Origin of the sequence: Sphingobacterium sp. NGMCC 1.201703, from assembly GCF_047784615.1 — a bacterium.
Lineage (GTDB): Bacteria > Bacteroidota > Bacteroidia > Sphingobacteriales > Sphingobacteriaceae > Sphingobacterium.
In genome coordinates, this window is record NZ_JBLOHD010000005.1 from 555,429 (window position 1) to 575,562 (window position 20,134).

At 40.6% G+C, this 20,134-nt stretch carries 13 protein-coding genes; 1 reads left to right on the forward strand and 12 read right to left on the reverse strand.

Annotation, left to right across the window (positions count from 1 at the left end):
* Positions 1–101: 101 nt before the first annotated feature.
* From ACK8HY_RS13270 to ACK8HY_RS13290, 5 genes are all read right to left on the reverse strand, one after another.
* A complete protein-coding gene (locus ACK8HY_RS13270; RefSeq protein WP_416133861.1) occupies positions 102–1,271 on the reverse strand; it encodes a FecR family protein in 1,170 nt (389 codons plus the stop codon).
* An 83-nt stretch (positions 1,272–1,354) separates the two neighbouring features.
* Positions 1,355–1,933 (reverse strand): RNA polymerase sigma factor, encoded by a 579-nt coding sequence (locus ACK8HY_RS13275; RefSeq protein WP_416133862.1) that lies wholly within the window; start codon positions 1,931–1,933, stop codon positions 1,355–1,357.
* Between the two features lie 243 nt (positions 1,934–2,176).
* Positions 2,177–4,969, reverse strand: a complete 2,793-nt coding sequence (locus ACK8HY_RS13280; protein WP_416133863.1) for a sugar-binding domain-containing protein — start codon at positions 4,967–4,969, stop codon at positions 2,177–2,179.
* 8 nt (positions 4,970–4,977) lie between these two features.
* On the reverse strand, positions 4,978–8,346 hold the full coding sequence (locus ACK8HY_RS13285; protein WP_416133864.1) for a DUF5107 domain-containing protein: 3,369 nt from the start codon (positions 8,344–8,346) through the stop codon (positions 4,978–4,980).
* A 57-nt stretch (positions 8,347–8,403) separates the two neighbouring features.
* Positions 8,404–9,804, reverse strand: a complete 1,401-nt coding sequence (locus ACK8HY_RS13290; RefSeq protein WP_416133865.1) for a sugar porter family MFS transporter — start codon at positions 9,802–9,804, stop codon at positions 8,404–8,406.
* Between the two features lie 126 nt (positions 9,805–9,930).
* On the opposite strand from ACK8HY_RS13290, the gene ACK8HY_RS13295 reads away from it, so the two are divergent.
* Positions 9,931–10,824 carry an AraC family transcriptional regulator gene (locus tag ACK8HY_RS13295; protein WP_077437301.1) on the forward strand — a complete coding sequence of 298 codons (894 nt, stop codon included), beginning with the start codon at positions 9,931–9,933 and terminating at the stop codon, positions 10,822–10,824.
* A 232-nt stretch (positions 10,825–11,056) separates the two neighbouring features.
* Here the strand turns inward: ACK8HY_RS13295 and ACK8HY_RS13300 are convergent, their stop codons facing one another.
* The 7 genes from ACK8HY_RS13300 to ACK8HY_RS13330 form a co-directional block, all read right to left on the reverse strand.
* Positions 11,057–11,839, reverse strand: coding sequence for an enoyl-CoA hydratase/isomerase family protein (locus ACK8HY_RS13300; protein ID WP_416133866.1), 783 nt, complete (start codon positions 11,837–11,839; stop codon positions 11,057–11,059).
* Positions 11,840–11,843: 4 nt separating this feature from the next.
* The gene (locus ACK8HY_RS13305; protein ID WP_416133867.1) at positions 11,844–14,336 is read right to left on the reverse strand and encodes a DUF5686 family protein; all 2,493 of its coding nucleotides are present in this window, start codon (positions 14,334–14,336) and stop codon (positions 11,844–11,846) included.
* Positions 14,337–14,510: 174 nt separating this feature from the next.
* Positions 14,511–15,887, reverse strand: coding sequence for an NADH-quinone oxidoreductase subunit N (locus ACK8HY_RS13310; RefSeq protein ID WP_416133868.1), 1,377 nt, complete (start codon positions 15,885–15,887; stop codon positions 14,511–14,513).
* A gap of 18 nt (positions 15,888–15,905) precedes the next feature.
* A complete protein-coding gene (locus ACK8HY_RS13315; RefSeq protein ID WP_416133869.1) occupies positions 15,906–17,348 on the reverse strand; it encodes a complex I subunit 4 family protein in 1,443 nt (480 codons plus the stop codon).
* A gap of 15 nt (positions 17,349–17,363) precedes the next feature.
* Positions 17,364–19,286, reverse strand: coding sequence for an NADH-quinone oxidoreductase subunit L (gene nuoL / locus ACK8HY_RS13320; protein WP_416133870.1), 1,923 nt, complete (start codon positions 19,284–19,286; stop codon positions 17,364–17,366).
* 19 nt (positions 19,287–19,305) lie between these two features.
* Entirely contained in the window at positions 19,306–19,635 is a 330-nt protein-coding gene (nuoK, locus tag ACK8HY_RS13325) for an NADH-quinone oxidoreductase subunit NuoK (protein ID WP_077437306.1), read from the reverse strand.
* Positions 19,635–20,132: an NADH-quinone oxidoreductase subunit J gene (locus ACK8HY_RS13330; RefSeq protein ID WP_077437307.1), complete on the reverse strand. Its 498-nt coding sequence runs from the start codon at positions 20,130–20,132 to the stop codon at positions 19,635–19,637. Before ACK8HY_RS13330 ends, nuoK begins: the two co-directional genes overlap by 1 nt.
* Positions 20,133–20,134: the final 2 nt, after the last annotated feature.

Consider the following 20,134-nt stretch of genomic DNA (forward strand, 5'->3'; position numbering starts at 1 on the left):
GTTAAATGGTTTATAATTCAATTAGGTCTATTTAATTGCTAAGCATCGATCGGGAGTGTTGCGAGCACTTCCGATTACATTTAGCTTCTCATATCGCATTGTCACATAACAAGGACCCTCCCATCCTGAATTTTAAATTTATAATTGGATGTCTTTTCGAGCTGCTTGAGTAAATCTGAAAGCTTCTTGGTTCTTTTCATCATAGCAGTAAATGTGTCAGTTGAAGTAGATTGTATTTTGATCTCCTTGATATCATACCATTCCTTTACTTTTTGAAGCACCGTTTCTATATCATCCTCTGTAAAGCGGAAAAAACCATCACGCCAGGCCAAGATCTCTTTTAGATCAGCCTGCTTCAACACGATATGCTGCTGTTGCGGATCTGATTCCGCTTGCATACCTGGGGCTAGAATTTTATGGTTGCTGCCCAAGCTCACCTCTACTTTACCTTTAATCAAAGTCGTGAGGGTCTTGGTCTTGGTTAAATCGGATGACACATTAAACTGTGTTCCCAGAACTTTAATCCGTGTTTGCTTTGTTTCCACAATAAAGGGTTTAACAGGGTCATGCGCAACATCAAAATAGGCCTCACCATCTAGGAAAACTATTCTATTGGCTGTCTCAAAATGTAAAGGGTAAGTAAGACTGGATCCGGAATTCAAATGTACCTTTGTTCCATCAATCAGTTGTAAGGTCAAAGCATTTCCTTTGGGACTATGAAATGTCCGTTTTTCAGAACCACGCCCACTATGTTTCAGCTGATATAACAACGTTCCATCGTTGTCCTTGATAATAGTCAGATTTCCTTTTTCCAATGATTCGGGATTATCGGCGGAAATCGAATATTGTTCACCTGTAGACAATGTAACTATGGGTGCACTCCCATCAGGAAGAGCGATCTCATTCGTTAAAACCTTTTTGGGATGTGTTAGCGGCGCCGATTCACGCTTTATAAAGTATACAATTGAAAAACAAAAAAGAACAACAGCAGCGGCTAAACTACCCCACTTGACATAGTTTGTTCTATCTCTTCCACTGTATGCTGATTCTTCTTTGTCTTCGTGAATACGATGGGAAAGCTGCTTGGCCACACTATCTCTGTCAAATAGTTCTGAACGAACTGGGATCTTCTCTTCCAAGCTTTCAAACAGAGATGAAAACTGGGATTCATCCAGATCATCCAATCTATCTAACATCTCTTTTAACTCAGTCCGAGAGATTGTATTTCGGAAATAATTGGTCAGCAAATAGCGTAGTCTTTCTTCTTGCATGGTCAAATTGGTTCGTACTTTCTAAGTTTATTTTAGGCAGTACACCACAAAATCAAAAAAGGACTACATGAAATATTCTTTTTTTAAAAAAAATAAAAAAATAGGGATAATAACAGGTTTCTTCCAGATCGGGCCTGTTTCAGGGATTTCAACGCTCGGGCAAGATGATTTTTTACCGTGTTTTTAGAAAGGTTTAGTTCCTCAGCTATTTGTTGACAGGGAACTCCATCGACCCTACTCAAGGTAAATATAAGTTTTTGTTGAGCCGGTAATTGGGAAAGGTAACTCTCAATTTCCTCGGACAGCTCTTTTCGTTCGACCACCCGATCTGCGGTTTCGGATTGACTGTCGATGTGATATGCCAATAGTTCAAAAGCAGCACGCGAGCGCTTAATACCCCTTAGTTTGTTAAAGCACTCTCTTTTGGTCAAAACATATAGAAATGGCCAAAGATCAACATCTTGTCTTATGCTCATACGATTGGTCCACAGCTTAACAAACACTTCCTGCACGATATCCTCGCTCCAACCGGTATCTTTCAACAAATGAAAGGAAACATCAAAGATTCGATCTGCATACAGCTGGTAAAACTGTAGCAAAGCGGCCTCACTACCCATAGCAAGACCCTGAATCAAATTCGCTTCATTAAATTTTTTTTTCATAACCCGAGCCCCCTGCTCTTCAGTATTATTGGTCGTTTTTCTTTTCCGGTAAAAAATCAGTTTATTGAAACAATCTAGCAATGATTTCAATAGCACTTTTTTTCATTTAAAGTTTCATATTCTCATAAAAATAAATTGTATGCGCATCAGCTTGTATATTAAACTTTTGGTTTCGCCTAAGTCCTGCAACGCCTTTTTTTAATTTAACTTATTGATATACAAATTTTAACAAAATAAATCAAACTAATAAATAGCACTGGGAGCAGCTTTTTCTTGCAATTCTTTATAGTGTAAAATCTGCTGCAATACCTCAGGATTTTCGATAACTTTTGGTGCAAATTTCGAGCTCTTCATGTAAGCGAGTATGGATTGCAACATCTGATTTGCAACAGGTCGCTGGTCCAAATCAGTCGCGAGATCAAATGAGGCTACCATCAGTTTGCCATTCCCCACTGCCCCCTCAAATAGTGAAGCTAATTTTCTATTGTTTGCAAAATTATCGATCATCTCGACAAGGGTTTCGCCGCCTTTGATCTGATCCATCAACATTGTTGTCGATTTGATCTGTAAGTCCCACCATTGCCAGTCGGTATGTCCTGCTGTCGGAAAATCAGCAAATACAGGGTGTTTTGGATTACAGAGCAATCCCATTGTCCCAGCCTGCTTCGGAAAATGTACCGGGCTCCAAAATACCGGAACAAACTTGCCTTCAATACCTGTAATTTTTTTCCAGTCAGGATTTAAAAGGACCTTTTTACCTGCCTGCAACAGCCGTAAAGCTTCGTCCAGCTCCCTTGTATAACTTACATCAGCAAAATCAATTTGATTTTCTTTAGGATACACCCATATATTCCAATGATTTTCATAGCTTGTGCCTTTGAGATTAATATGAACTGTCAACTTTTTGGCTTGTTGTATCGACTGCAACGGCACTTTAAAGCGACCTACATTCCCATTGTATCCTTGGCCGACGACGGTTTGAAAGTGACCTTTTGCAACAGTTTTCGTACCATCTTTCATAGACCACTCGACCAACTGATCGCTCAATGCTGCAGCTCCATAATTGCTGATGTCTAAAATCCCGTCAAATACTTCATCATTGGTATATACGGCTTTGGAAAACTGGAGCAGGGGAACTACCGGTGCACAAAACTGTCTAAATTCAGCTGCTGAAAGAATGTTCTTACTGTCCCAAAAGGCATCCAATAGCCCCACCAAAGCCGTACCTTGGCCTGGGAAATCATGGAGATCCAATAATTGATAACCACTGATGCCCGGTGTTTTTAAGGCCCGTTCAAGCTCTTCTTTATAGAGAATTGCTGCCAACTTGCCTGACGACATGGTATATGCCTTCGCTTTATGCAATAAACCCTTGCGTTTCAGATCTTCGGCTACAGCAATAAAGTTTAACGGCTTTAAAACGCCTGTATACTTTTTGATCTCCTCTAAATTGGGATAAACAGCATATTGTCCGATCTCATGAGTAACCACAGGAATCGAAACGCCATCCAAGGAAGCGCTATAATTTTTATTAAAGACAGGAGGTTCACTATTAAAGACCCCCTGCCCTCTCACCCATCCCTTTGCCGTCCACTGCGTAATCAAAAAATCGTCAAAGGGTTCGCCGACAATTCCATGTCCTTGCTGAAAAGTAAATGATGTTGCCGTATATAGATGTCTCCTATCTTTCTCTTTTAGATTTTTTACCAGTGCGTTAAGGGCATCGAAATCGCCACTCAGCTCATTTCCCATACTCCAAAAGCAAAACGATGGATGATTGCCATATTGCCTGATCATCTTATCAGCTTCCTCATATAAAAAACCCAGCACCGCATCATCCTTACCGGCATTATTTTCCCAGATAGGCAATTCGACTTGAAGATAGAACCCCATTTCGTCAGCTACAGCAAAAGCAGCTTCCGGAGGGCACCAAGAGTGGAACCGCAAATGGTTGAGTCCCCATTGCTTTGCTGTCAAAAATACCTTCTTCCATCCAGGTTTGTCCATTGGGGGATGCCCTGTCAATGGAAAAATGCTGCATTCCAAGGTCCCCCGAAGAAACAGAGGCTGCCCATTGATTTTCATCACTGTTCCCTCCCTTGACAATTCACGCATACCAAATGATGTACTCATCACATTGACTCCCTCACCCGATTGGCACACTACTTCTGCATCATAGAGATTTGGTGAAAATTCGCTCCATGACCGGATATTTGCGCCCAGATCATAGCTTAATTGTATGGTGGAATCACCTGGGGCTAATAAAACCTCCTTTTCCATTGTCGGAAGATACTTGCTATCACTCTTAAATTTGGCTCTTATCCGGAGTGTACTATTGGTATTTCTTTGTGTTCTATTCGAAAGTACTACCTGCAGGTCTACACGTTTTGCTGTCAACACCGGAAAAGTACTTACTTGTTTGATATGAACTCGATCCATCGCTTCAATGTACATCGAACCGAGTATCCCGTTCCACATAATCTGGGTATGGTCGGTGTAAGCATGTGCCATATTATCGACGCTGATTGCCAACTTCTTGCTATTATCAATGCGAATAGTCAGACGATGTTTTTTTCCAGCCTTTAAAAAAGAGCTTAAATCAAATTCATGCGAACCTACAAGACTGTGCTGTTTTTGCGGAACTTCTATTCCGTCAACCCAGACATTGGACTCCCATATAATCCGCTCCAGTTTCAGGATCATTTCTTTACCCGCCCAGCCTTGCGGAACAAACACATCCTTGCTATACCAAGCTGCCCCCACATACCGATGTTTCCTTGTCAGATGTGAAAGTTGAGGCTTCGTGAGCGCAGGTGTCAAGCTATTTGCTATGCCTAGTCCAGCATCGTCCGTTGTCCCCGGTAATTTAATGGCTGTTGTGAAAGATCTGTTAGTCCATCCATTCTTCATGCCCGTATCCTCTGGATCAAGCTGTACGCTCCATTCTCCAGCCAGATCAAGCTGATTTTTCTCTCCGGTTGCCAAAACATAGTAGCTCTGTAGGAGAAGAAGTAATAAAATGAGATAACGATGCATAACTGTAATTAATTATTTAGGGTAACTTCCGCTATAAATGAACGCAGTATGGATAAACAGCCCTGATGGTTTGGTTCAAGCTCCCGTACCTGCATGAGGTATCCCTTAGCGAGGTCCAGGTCCCCTTTGCCTAGATAACCTAAGCCCATTACATATAGGCAATGAATCTTGTTTTTATAATCGAGATCATCCTCCCAAATATCCATATCCGGCAATGAAACCGCGAAATAATCGATTTTAAAAGATTTGTTCAGAAAGGTTTTTCCATGATCAATTAGACTTTGGAAACATTGCTCAGCTCTCTCTTCCTCTTTAAGTTCAAACCAAGCCAGTCCCTGAAAAAAGATCTTGTCGGGTTGTGGATCATTATAAAAAAGAGCCTGTTGGGGTTCCTGAGTTCCCTGCGTAGCTTTGATGAGATAGGCGGTTGCCTCCCCCTCATTTCCCAACGAACGGTGTGCAAGACCTTTGTAATAATAAATATCGTTCTCTTCCATTGTAATCAGTTTACCCTCACCAAGATTATGCGGATAGCTATCAATGGCTGTTAACAGGGCCAAGGCACCCTTTGGATCATTGGCTTTTAATCTTTCTTTTGCCAGTTCCAGATGACAGATTGTATATTGACGGGACACTTTCCCTTCTCCGCCTTCCCACGGTTTAAACTGTCGCGAAGCCAGTAATTGTCGAGCCTCTTCGTATCGCCCCAACAGATTGAAAAGTGTAATCCGTTCCAAGAAAAGATCATCTCGGCTGACAACAAGATCTGCATAGCGATCCAATAGCGTCAGTCTTTCCGTATAATTGTATCCTTGTTTCTTATAGAGCTGGTGAAGTTCCATCAACAACCGTGCATCTGTTTCATCCAATGCAAATGCTTTTTCAAGCAAAACAACAGCCTCCGCCTTTCGGTTCATTCGATTATAATAGGCCAGAGCCAGATTCCGAAAAACGGTAGGGAATTGTTGATCCAATCGTATTGCCTGTTCCCAGCAGTCAACCGCATCTTGATGTTGTCTCTTGCCGTACCATAGATTCCCCAGGTAGTAATATGCTTTTGCATCGTCATTATTGTGCAGGATTGCATCCTGAAGTATAACGATCTCTTCCAAGCGATTTGGAAAGCAATAAGTCGGGTCCATGATACGAGCTTTGTCATAATAGGCTTTTGCTTGATCATTTTGCCCGATGCAAGCGTTAAAATAGCCCAGCGCATAATAGATCATTGGATATACTGTTTGCGGGTCATCGATTGTTTTTTCCAATAACTGGATAGCTTCTTCATACAGACCTGCCTGAGCAAAATCCAACGCATATTCCACCACACTCTGCACATTGACTTGACATAAATCGAGAATAGGCGATAATATAACTTCGTCCTTTGTCTGAAGGTACCATTCAAATTGACACCCCATATTAAATGGATCTATTTCCAGCGAATCTTTAATGTAACCCAGCGCTTCATCTACCCGTCCCAATTTTCTTAAAATCGAAGCTTTTAATTGCCGGGCTTTATGATGCTTCCAGTTTCGGTTTATTGAACGGTCTATTTTTTCCAGAGCAACATCCCACTGTCCACGTGTTGCATCTATTTGTGCGAGGCCAAAATAACCGGCATCCTGCCAGGCAGCATTCCAGGTTGCCTTGTAAAAAGTGGCATAGGCAACTTCCAGTTCACCGGATAATTGTAAAGCTAGGCCTAGATTATAATAGGCCTCGCCATCGTAAGGATTTGGATTACGTTCGGTAAGTCGCACAATAGCGGTACGGAAATAGGGGATGGATTCGGCTATCTTTCCATTCCGCAATAAAAGAGCACCCATTGCATTATTACATCGTACATCATTCGGATCCCGTCGCAATGCCTCAAGATAGTAATCCATTGGGTTATAGGTAGCATGCCGGTATTGCTCAAGATGCTGCCCTGTCAGGAACAATTCCTCCATGGACTGAACGTCCTCTGGTATTGACGCAGCTTGAGCCGGTTCTGGAATATCTGTGATATCTTTTTGTTTCTCCAATTGATAATGTAGCATTTCATTTTGATCATTATCATAAACCGAAAGGATCAGTTCCAATGGATCACTCTGCAAATCGGAAACAGTTTGTTTATAAATATCACGGGGGGAACAATCAATCTTTTCCTCCAGATAAATTCGTCCTTGCTTATCTCTCAGAACAATATTAAGTCCATTAAATACAGCTGTTGCATATAGAATAATGTCGGCTCGCTGCTGATGGACCTCCATATTGAGGACAAGATCTTTCGTTGCATTCTTCACATGACCAACAGCCGCGTAGGGCATAAAATATTGCGACCATGATTTCACTTCATAGGGTTGTAACCAGGCAAAATCGGGTTGATTGTCGGTGTAAACTCCTGCCATTAATTCGATATATGGGCCATTTTCGTCCGTCAGATTCCGGTCCCAGGCTAAACCAAAATCACCGTTACCCCATGTCCATTGTTTCTTTCCCGGAGAAATGTGGTGATCCGCAACATGCAACATTCCCGCATTGGTATCTCCGGCTTCGTAACCGCCCACAAAATTATATTTTGATTGAATGGCCATATAAGATGTAGGAACAGGAATATTCTTGTATTGTGCAATATCGACTCCAGCGGAATAATCGTATTTATAATAAGTTCCTGTCGCAATCGGGAATGTTGAGACTTCTCTTTTTCCATGATCAAACACGGCGTTTACATCGGGTGGAAAAACAGAATAATAGTCATCATTGACGACAACAGCTGGATTGGCCCACCAAAGAAAGGTCTGTGGTAAAGCTGTGCGGTTGTAGACCTGCACTTTTATTTCAATAAAGGCTTTGTCGGGATAAAGTGTAAATCCCTGCATCGCCTTCATCCGAAACATCCGTTCGATTTCATTGCACCATACGGTCACACTGCCATCTGCATTATGCTCAATTAAATATTCTGTCGGCATAAAGGTCGTCGGCCGGTGATGCTGAGGCCAGTTAAATTCGATCCCGCCAGAAATCCAGGGGCCGGTAAGTCCTACCAGCGCTGGCTTTATCACCTCATTATAATAAACAAAATGCCGTTCTCTGACTTTATCATAGGCCATATGGATCCTTCCCCCGAGTTCAGGCAGAATCATCACTTTGATATATTCATTTTCAATAAATAGTGCCTGATAGATCTTATCCTGTTTCTCATCACTAATTTTTTCAATAATGGGATAAGGATATACCACACCGGAGCTACCTTGATATACACGTTTTTCAGCAAAAATCGGATTTTTTTCCATTGTACCAACCCCATAGGTCGGTATCGCCACAGGTTCTTCCCAAACTTTTACGATGCCGCTCTGATCGACTGTAGATTTAATCAGGTAACGTGTCAATTCTGTCATGTTTAAATAGCTATTAGGTTATATACTGTAAGTTGATTCATTTAATAAAAGCGAGTCCTATTTTAAAACATGAGGATGCTGTGCCTCGTTAGACAACTCCTGTTCAATTTCCTCAAGACTTTTACCTTTGGTTTCTTTCAATTGTCCCCACAAAAAGACATAGCCGATCAAGCAGACTATTCCGTACAACCAAAATGTCCCTGCCGCGCCTAAGCTTTGATTTAACATCGGAAAGGTATAGGTAAGTACGAAACATGCTATCCATAACAGCGAGGTAGCTATAGCCATAGCTTGGGCCCTAACCGCTGTAGGAAAAATTTCTGCAATGATAACCCAGGTCACCGGCGCTAATGTCATTGCATAAACCGCAATTCCGGCTAATACCAGAAGAAGTACAAAGATTCCACTGCAATTGAAATAGTAGCAAGCGCCCAAAGCTGCATAAATACCAAAAAGTCCCGCTGCACCAAACAACATTAATGCGCGACGTCCGACCCTATCGACCATATACATCCCTACGAAAGTAAATATGACATTGATAACGCCTGTTATAATAATATTGAAGAGCATCCCCGAAACCGTATACCCTGCAGCTGTAAAAATCTCTTGCGCGTAGTTAAAGATCACATTGATGCCACACCACTGTTGAAAGACGGCGATAAAGCTTCCGAGCAGCAACAACTGCAATAATTTTCCCTTAAATAGGTTCCTTTTCTTTAGTTTATCACTATTTTTATTGGTAGCATCGATAGTGGCCATACTTTCGTCTGCATAATAATCACCCCCCATCCGCGAAAAGATACGTCTGGCCGCTTCATGTTTTCCTTTGTTGTATAACCATCTGGGGCTTTCTGGGATCAGAAAAAGCAGTAATAAAAAAATAACTGCTGGAATTGCTCCTGCCCAAAACATCCATCGCCAGCCTTGCTGTCCATTCCATGTTGTAGCTATAATCTCGTCAGGTAATACAGGTTTTGCAATTAGCCAGTTGACAATTTGTGCTGCGAGAATACCTAATACAATCGTCAGTTGGTTGATCGAGACAAATTTTCCACGACTTTCCGCAGGAGCTATCTCGGCAATATACATTGGAGCCAAATTGGAAGCTACACCTATACCTATTCCTCCGAGCACTCGATAGATAATAAAAACATTGAGGTTAGCAGCCATGCCCGTTCCCACAGCGGATATAATAAATAGAATCGCGGCTGTATAAATCAGCGGCTTCCGTCCATAACGATCTGCCATTCCTCCCGAAAGCAATACGCCGATAAAACTGCCTACAATCGCCGACGACATCGCCCAGCCTTGAAGCGCTGGGTCAGATTCCAAATGAAAATATGCCTCATAGAAAGGTTTCGCCCCTCCAATGACAACCCAATCGTAGCCAAAAAGAAACCCCCCAATAGCGGCCACAAAAGTAATTAGCAGCAAATACGTCGTCGCGGTCTTTTGCATAAGAATTTACATATTTAGATTTATTGACGTAAAAGTACAGGAATACTGCATGAGAATCATGTAAGTGAGCACGATAAACATGTAAAATATTATTATTTTTACAGCATAAACCAAATTTCCTAACTTATGATTCCAAATACGGATGTAATTGCAGAAGGATTCAAAGGCGAGAAGGCTATTGTACTTCCTTATTCCGTGTGCAACTATCAAGCACAGAGTAATATCACTTCAAAATTGCACATCACACATATAGGCTACTATCCGACAGCAAAAAAGCATTACCGCGATCGACAGGAAGGTTGTACAGAATATATTTTGATCTATTGCGAGAAAGGGCGTGGCTGGATCAAACAGGATGAAATGCTATATAATCTCTCCAGAAACGACTTATATATCATTCCCAAAAATACAACACACTCCTATGGATCCAAGGCTAATGATCCCTGGAGTATTTATTGGATCCACTTTCAGGGTACCGAGGCTTCCCTTTTTGAAAACATCATCGGACAGATCATTCATATCAATGATACGGACTCAAATAAACATACTGATCGTTTTCAGCTGTTCGAAAGTATCTACAAAAATTTGGAAATGGGCTATAGTCCAGAAAATTTAGAATACACAAGCTTCTGTCTCCAATATTTTTTGGCATCTATCAAATATGCAGCTCAATACGAGGAGAGCAATCGAATTAAACATGATAATATCATTCAGGATATCATCATGTTTATGAAGGACAATCTGGAGAGCAACATTAGTTTAGATGAAATTTCAGCACATTTTAATTATTCAAAATCACACATGATTAGCCTCTTCAAGCAGAAAACATCCTATCCGCCCATGGTATACTACAATCAGTTACGCATGCAAAGGGCCTGCTCCTATTTACAATTTACGTTACTGAAAATTAAAGAGATCGCTTTCAAATTGAACTTTTATGATCCATTTCATTTTTCCAAAGCTTTTACTAAAGAGATGAAAATGTCTCCTCAAGATTACCGTAAAAAGTATCAGAAATAGATTGATTAAATTTCACAAGTCTTCCTGTTAGCGGTTGACCCCTTCACAAAAAACGACTTTCTTTGAAAGACCATATCTCATACGCAACAGGCATAACAATTTCTGATAGCATTCCATTAAAAGGAGGCCCATTTCAGATAGGTTCCTATCTAAAGTTTACGCTTCGGCGAAAGAAGACCAACTAATAATTCTTAGGGCGAACAGCTCGCCTTATCCACAGTTTAAGCTGCTTTTAAAGGGGGAATTTGGCTGTTCTTTTTTCTAGAAAAGCGGAAACTCCTTCTTTGAAGTCATCTGTTCCGAACAAATGACCAAATGCATCCATCTCTACCTTACTACCATCCCGTTTTTTATCTCCGGCCGCATTAATCGCATCGATTGCACTCGCTACCGCAACTCGTGAACGTGTAAATATCTTTTGGAGGATTTCTTCTGCCCTCCCGATTAGCTTTTCCTGTGGGACCACTTCGTTAACCAGGCCGATTTCATACGCCTTTTGCGCATCAATCATATCGCCTGTCAAAATCATTTGCATTGCAGGTCCCTTTCCTATCAAAGCTGGCAGACGCTGCGTACCTCCGTAACCCGGTATTAATCCCAATGAAACTTCGGGGAGTCCCATTTTTGCATTCTCAGAAGCGATACGCATATGACAAGCCAATGCCATTTCAAGCCCTCCTCCTAAAGCATAACCATTGATAGCGGCAATAACAGGCTTTGGAGCCCCCTCAATAAGATCTGTAAAGATAATATGACCGCGCTCGCTCAACCAACGTGCCTGAACGACAGACAGGTCGGTAAACTCCTTGATATCTGCACCGGCGACAAAAGCCTTGTGTCCAGCTCCTGTCAAAATAATACCACGTACATGACTATCCGCATTAAACTGCTTAAAAATTTCCTGTAATTCGTCGAGCGTCTGTTGATTCAGGGCATTCAATTGAGGTTCGCGATCGATTATAATATAGCCTATGCTATCTTTAACCTCATATTTTAAGTTCGAATATTGGATCATAAAGCTAAAAATTAAAATGTATGGATGCTGTGAAGGTATCCGAAGGAATCCCTTCCCCTCCTCTGTAGCTTAGTCTTTTTTTATACTCTAATCTAAGCAATTTAAAAATATTATCCACGCCCACCAAACCTTCAACGTAAGGTCTATCTCGGACTGCTTTTGTTTGAACGATACCATTTTTATCTGCTTCAAATTGTATATTCTCAGGGGTAACAAATGGATTATTCACATCGCTTAATTTTCCATAGAAAGCTTTGATTCCTGTCACCTCACGCCATTTCAGTTTTCTAAATAAAGGGATTCTATTGAAGAAAAATCCGTTCCAATTGTGATAATAGGTCAATTTTAAAAACTGATCCGATGCAAATTCCGAAGCAGCCATCAAATCAAAATTTACCAAAGGACCCGATTTATCTCTCGTAACTTCAGGAAGTTCCAAGAGAGTATATGGTAAATGTTTTCCCCAGATTCTTCCACCTGAAAACTGAAGATCGGCCTGACCAGCCGGAGATAAAAACAGTCTTTTGAACACACTAAATCGCAAAGCATCATAACTATAATCTGCTCCCCAAAAACCTTTCAAACCCTTGTTATATTGAAGTGTAAAAATTGGATATTTATTTTCGACTGTTCCACGATCGAGATTATGATAGGTGAAATCTTCATTAGGAGCCCAGCGCAAAAGAACCTGAAAATCATTGGTATTGACCGCACGGATAGTATCAGGATGAGGTAAACTATTAACATAAAATAACTCGCCCTTAGGTTGTCTACGGGTATGTGTCAATGCCGTTCCAATACTCACGTGATTACCAAATTCAATCAAATGATCGAGGCGGTATATATCGTTGAATTGCCATTTATTTGGTCTGTTCTTTCCAAAAGACCTGAAAAATCCGTCACCTTTTAAGAAGCCCAGATTGCGCCCGGGTTCCATAACGTCATGCTGGACTGTAAAGCGGAGATAGTTCGCGGGAAATTGCACAATACGCTCTCCATTTAATGTAAATGCTGTACTCAGATAATACTTTATTTCCTTATCCTTATCACCATAGGCGGTATATCCCTCCATAAAAACCTTCTCAGAAAATAATCGCGTTGTCCGACCACTCAACCGAATACGGTTGCCCTCATAATTATTCCGGCTATAGAGATACTCTAATGGGCCAAACTCCACTTTCCCAGCATTATAATACCCCTTAGCCAATAGATAGCCCAATGCAACCAATTGGTTGAAAGACCGCATTTTCTGAACAGAATCAACTTTTTGATAGGCTCCCATTTCGGCTTTACTTAATGGCGTCGGTCTGACCTGAACGATTGGAACCTTTGCACCGGATTGAAGCAAGTATCTTTTTTCAACCGGCACGCCAACAAAATTGTCATTTGAGATTGAATCTGTTCGATGCCCAAGATATCGCGTTTCCCGCCGCCCATATAAAACATCGGTTTTACTTCCTCCAAACAACATTTTCAAATCTGTAAGTACCGGAAGCATACTACCATTTTTAAATTCGCTGTAGCTCAGATCAATCTGTACATCGTTGATCCAGTTGATATTTGCAGCCTTTCCAATATTTAGGGTTGCCTGATGAACAGCATAGCGAGTATCATCTGATATGAGAAGTACACCGTAGAACAATAAATCGATCTTTGATTTGCCTTCAAAGTGAAGTTTGATATAATCTTTTCCCGCTATTTGAACAGTATCCTGTATTCGATATCTGTAAAAGGCTGTTGCACCTGTCGCTATCGGACTCAATATGCCCTTATTTGCAACCTGTATGGTATTTTCATAAAGATCGACATCACGAAGTATGGTTTGAAAACGGGTCTGCCAATTATCATTATTGAAAAAACGTGGGTTTAGTTCGGTTTGATTGTGACTGGTAATAATCTTCTTGCTTCGATTAGGATCATATGAAGAATAAACATTCGCAAAATTTTCCTCTAGATAGAATGGCGCAATCGTAAGTCCCCTAAATACTGTCGAATCTATATTTTCGAAAAGGAATCGAAACGGCTTGGGAAATTTCTTGGCCTTATCCTCTGGATTCACAAACCCAAACTGCGTCTTCTCATATTCGTCAAAACGAATCTCTGGAATACGGCTGTAATGATTTTGCGGACGATGGGCGATAACTTGTTCTATTAGCGCGATCGCAGGATCTTTGGGCTTCCTATTTTTTCGATTGATAACGACGATATCCAAGGTATTATCTTTTGCGGTCAACCGTACGGTCATCAACGAATCGCGCTCACGACGAACATCAACTGTTCTTCGTTCATAAGCTACAGACCCAAATACCAATTGCCTGTATTGCTTCTTATCCAAAATTTTAAAGTAACCCAGCGTATCACTAACGCCACCACTATCTTCCCCTACCCAGTTGATGGAAACACGACCAATCCCTTTCCCTGTCTGTGCATCGACAACCTTTCCACGTATAAATTCCTGCGCAATCACTTTCCCCCCGAACAAAAGGAATAGTAACACACTAAAAAAGCTTATTGAAAAAGATTTAACACACACTTTAAACAGCATCTTCAAACTGATAGGATTTCTTTTTTACAATATACAATTTGTATTCAAGAGTTATGTCAATAAATATAAAAAAAGCATAACGAAATCGCTATGCTTTAGTAAACAACAAGTATTTTAACAGAAACTTTATATTAACTTTAATAGACAGTCCGGATACACCCCAATAAGGATAGTCAATCCAACAGCAAGCAAAAGGACGAATGAGTAATTCCATTGCACATTTACACAGGATTCATCGCTGTCTCTAAAATACATTGCAACTACCACTTTTAAATAATAATAGACTGCAATAGCGGCATTGATAACTGCTAAAATCAATAATACGATATGATAGCTCTCCATGACCGAGGAGAACATCATAAATTTACCGATGAATCCAGCTGTCAATGGGATACCTGCCAGAGAAAGCATGGCTACGGTAATTGCGAATGCCAACATGGGATTTCGTTTTCCCAATCCATTAAACGCTTCAAAATGTTCCGATCCTGTTGTCTTCTTTACGAGGATCAATCCTGTAAATGCAACAATAGTTGCAAGTGAATAGGCAAGCCCATAAGCAAAAATACCATTTGCCGAAGTTGCCCCAACAGCTATGATGGCAAACAGCATATAACCTGCATGAGAAATACTCGAGTAAGCCAGCATGCGTTTGAAAGAAGATTGCATGACAGCGGAAATATTTCCGATAAACAATGTAATAATAGCGATGATCAGGAATACCGGTTCCCAAAAATCTTGTAAAGGAAGCAGACTGTAGCTAAATAATCGTAATAGTCCCGCGAAGGAAGCTACTTTAACGACAGTACTCATATAACTTGTAATCAGAATAGGTGCTCCATCATACACATCCGGAGTCCAAAAGTGAAATGGAGCCGCACCAACTTTAAAGGTCAGACCAACAATCAGTAATAGGATACCACCATAGAATAAAGGTGAAATTGCATGCGGATTATTTACGACATAGGCTTTTACTTCATCCAGATCAAATGAACCTGTAGCTCCATATAATAATGCGATTCCAAATAACAAAAATCCGGTAGAAAATGCACCCATCAAAAAATATTTCAGCGCCGCTTCATTTGACGCCCTATCCCGCTTACGGATACCTACCAGGATATAAAGCGCTACGGACATAATTTCTATCCCTAAAAAGAGCATGGAGAAATTGTGATAACTATTTACCAAAACAGCTCCAGTCAGTGAAAATATCAACAATGAATAATACTCTGCAACCTGTCCTCCCTCATCAAAATACCCTTTTGAAATAATAAATATGCATAAAGTAACGACGATGCATAAGACTGAAAATGCAATCGCATAATGATCGAAATGAACCATCCCGCTGAAAAGAGGCCCTTTGTCAACTGTCCAATCGTTCAGTAGAAAACCAATCGCTGCCAAGAATCCAAGGATGGAAACCGGCAAAAGCAAGGTTTTCGCTTTGAACAAGCCGAGATAAAGAACAACTAATGCTAATATTGAAAGTGTAATTATAGCTCCCATACAAATTGATATATCTATTTATCTGCCTAAAAATGTGCTTAAAACCTCCACTGAACCCGCAGAAAGATTCAATAAGAAATTCGGGAATATACCGATATAAAGAATCAAGAAGGAAATCAGACTCAATACAACGAGTTCTCCCCCTTTTACATCTTCAAACTGCATGGTTTTGTCCGTAGTTTCCCCCAACATCGTCTGCTGATAAAGGCGAAGCGTATAGACAGCCCCTAATATTAACGTTAGTCCGCCGAAAACTGCAAACCAGAATCCATATTGAAATACACCTTTCAATAACAGAAACTCACCTATAAAACCGTTGGTTAGTGGCAGTCCAACTGCCCCCATACAGATAATCATAAAAAAGATCGCTAATTTCGGAGCTTTGCTCGCAATTCCGCCAAGTTCTGAAAGACTACGTGTTTGCGTACGTTGTTGCACGATATCCAGTACATAAAAAAGTCCAATGACCGAAATACCGTGATTTAACATTTGTATTGTTGCACCACTTAGACCATTTGTATTCCAAGAGAAGACTCCTGCACTGATTAATCCAACGTGCGCAATAGAAGAGTACGCGATCAACCGTTTGGCATCGTCCTGCTTAATTGCAATGATAGAAGCATAAACAATTCCAATGACACATAAGATCATGGCAAATTGCCCATACAAAGCAACTCCCGTAGGAACCACAGGCAATAGCCAACGCATTAAACCATATACCCCCATTTTCAACATAATACCCGCCAATAACATCGTGCCAGCAGCTGGAGCATTCGTGTACGTATTCGGCTGCCAAGTGTGAAACGGAAAGATGGGAATCTTAATCGCAAAGGCGATAAAAAATGCCCAGAATAACCAACGTTGTGTGTCATCCCCCAGCTCCAAAGCGATAAAAGAAGTCCATTCAAAATCGTGATTTGGCACCTGTTGATAGAGATAAAGAATTCCGATCAACATCAAAAGACTTCCCAAAAAAGTGTAAATGAAGAACTTTAGATTAACCCGAATACGGTCACCTTCGCCCCAGAGTGCACAGATAAAATAAATCGGGATCAAAGCGATTTCCCAACCCACATAGAATGTAAAAGCATCCAATGCCATAAATACAAGCAACAATCCAGCTTGCATAAAAGCCATCAATGCATAAAAATTGCCCTTATAGTCTTTAGAAAAAGTTGTCGCAATAATGAAAGGCATCAATCCATTAGTCAACAGTATCAGCGGTAAGCTAATCCCGTCTACGCCAAGATGAAAATGAATATGCAAGGCCGAAATCCACTCCCAATTTTTTTCGAATTGCATCCCGCCATTTGGATCAAATTGACAAAGGAATGGGATCGTCAATGCGAGCGATACGATTGATAAAATCAATGCTATTGACTTGGCGGCATTGGTCTTTAATAAAGCTAAAATCAATGCGCTGATTAACGGCAATAAAATAAGTAAGAAAAGGTTATCCATCGATTATACTAAATATTAAAGACTCAAAAATCCATAAACGAAAATAGCAATCACTCCAATTACCATCATCAATAAATAAAACCCAACATTTCCATTTTGAAGCAAGCGGAGTACTTTTCCGGTATCGAATGTTGCTTTACCAGCCCCATTAACAATACCATCAATACCGCGTTGATCCACGACCTGACCAAAGAAAGTCGACAACCAGTTGATCGGGCGTACAACGACCGCATCATAAAGTTCATCCACATAAAATTTATGGTAGGAAAGATTTGCCAGAAAGCCCCGTGGAGCTTCATCTTCAACAGGCATCTGTTGGCGCTTCACATAAACGTTGTAGGCAAGGCCAACCATAATTAATACACCAACTACAGAAACCGCCATTAACATGTATTCGGTGCTATGCTCCAAATGATGTGCAGCAGGAATCAATGCCTTCCCCTCAGCAAATACCGGCGCAAGAAAATTCTCCAACCAATGGTTTCCACCTAGCACCGTAGGCAAATTGATTGCTCCACCAACAACAGAAAGCACCGCTAATACCATTAAAGGAATTGTCATACTTTTTGGTGATTCATGCAGGTGATATTTTTGCTCGTCAGTACCTCTAAATGAGCCGGAAAATGTCATGAATAACATTCTGAACATATAGAAAGCTGTCATTAACGCTCCCAAAAATCCGAGGCCCCATAAGATTGGGTTGGCAGCAAATGCATTGGCCAATATTTCATCTTTAGAGAAAAATCCAGAAAATGGAGGGATACCTGCAATTGCAATCGTTCCAATTAGCATAGTGATATAAGTAATTGGCATTGCTTTCTTTAATCCACCCATTTTTCGCATATCTTGCTCATCACTCATACCATGGATAACTGATCCTGCACCAAGAAATAATAAGGCTTTAAAGAACGCATGAGTCAATACATGAAAAAATGCACCCGTAAATGCTCCCACGCCTAGACCAAGAAACATATAACCCAATTGAGAAACTGTAGAATAAGCCAGTACTTTCTTAATATCATTTTGTGTTATTGCGATTGCAGCGGCCAACAAAGCAGTACAGATTGCTATAATGGAAATCAGCTGCAATGTGATCGGAGAGAGCACAAACAATACATTGGATCGCGCGATCATATAGATCCCCGCTGTCACCATAGTCGCCGCATGTATCAAGGCCGAAACAGGTGTAGGACCAGCCATAGCGTCCGGTAACCAGGTAAATAATGGGATTTGCGCGGACTTACCTGTTGCGGCGATAAATAGCAATATAGTGATACTCACCACAGCGATGTCACCAACAGCAAAATTCTTTGCCCCAGCAAATACCGTGGAAAATTCAAGTGATCCGAAAGTCCCCAGTATCAAAAATACGGCTAACAAAAATCCTAAATCACCTATTCTATTCATCACAAATGCCTTTTTCGCAGCATTTGCATAAGACGTGTTTTTATACCAAAATCCAATGAGTAGGTAAGAACAGAGTCCTACACCTTCCCAACCAATAAACATGACAAGGTAATTAGAACCCAACACCAAGAGCAACATGAAAAAGATAAATAGATTCAAGTAGGCGAAAAACTTACCGAATCCATTATCATGATGCATATACCCAATAGAATAAATATGGATCAAGAAACCGATACCAGTGACTATTAATAACATAATCGCACTTAATGGGTCCACTAAAAAGGACAGACTTATTTTGAGATGCCCCACTGAAATCCAGTCAAATAGATGTTGTTCGATAATTCCTGCTTGTCCTGCCTGTCTTGATTGATATACTTCAGAAAAAAGGATGCAGCTGCAGATAAAAGAAATAAGAACCACGGCACTGCCCAAAGCACCGATCATACCTTTGGAAAATGCATTTCTGCCCAATCCATTCACTATAAACCCGATTAAGGGCAAAAGGGGAATCAACCAAATTAATTCACTCATCGTATTTATTTCTTAAGTTCTACCAACGAAGTTTATTCAAGGAATCGATATCCACAGACTTCGTATTCCGATATACCATAATAATAATAGCCAGACCGACCGCTACTTCCGCGGCTGCAAGTGCCATAATAAAGAAGACAAACACCTGCCCCGATGAATCGCCATGCTGCACCGAAAAAGCCGCTAATAGCAGATTGACAGCGTTAAGCATCAATTCGATGGACATCATAATAATAATTACATTACGACGGATCAATACACCGATCACACCAATAGCAAAAATAATAGTGCAAAAAATCAAATAATGATTTATCGGTACACCCTGCAACTGTTGAACAACTGTTTCCATTAGATTTGTTTAGGTTCTTTCTTAGCTAATAAAATTGCTCCTATCATGGCCGTCAATAACAATAAAGAAGACAATTCAAACGGAAGCAAAAATTCGTTAAACAATACCTTGCCCAGGTTTTTCACCAATCCAATTTCAGGATTAACGACAGTCAAGGGGTTGGAGATCTCAAACACACGATAAACTCCAAAAAAGGTTACCAATAAGCAACAACCGGCAATTACTCCCATAAATTTGACCATATTGGATTTCATCGGTTCGGTATCCTTATTTAAATTGAGCAACATGAGTACAAATAAAAAGAGTACCATGATCGCCCCCATATAGACGATAAAATTGACCACAGCCAAAAACTGGGCATTCAATAAAATGTAATGCACTGTGAATGTGAAAAAGGTAATGACCAAGTACAATACACTATGCACAGGGTTCTTTGTAAAGATGGTCATCAGCGCAAAGAAAATAGACAAGAAGGCTACAAAATAAAATACTGTCATAA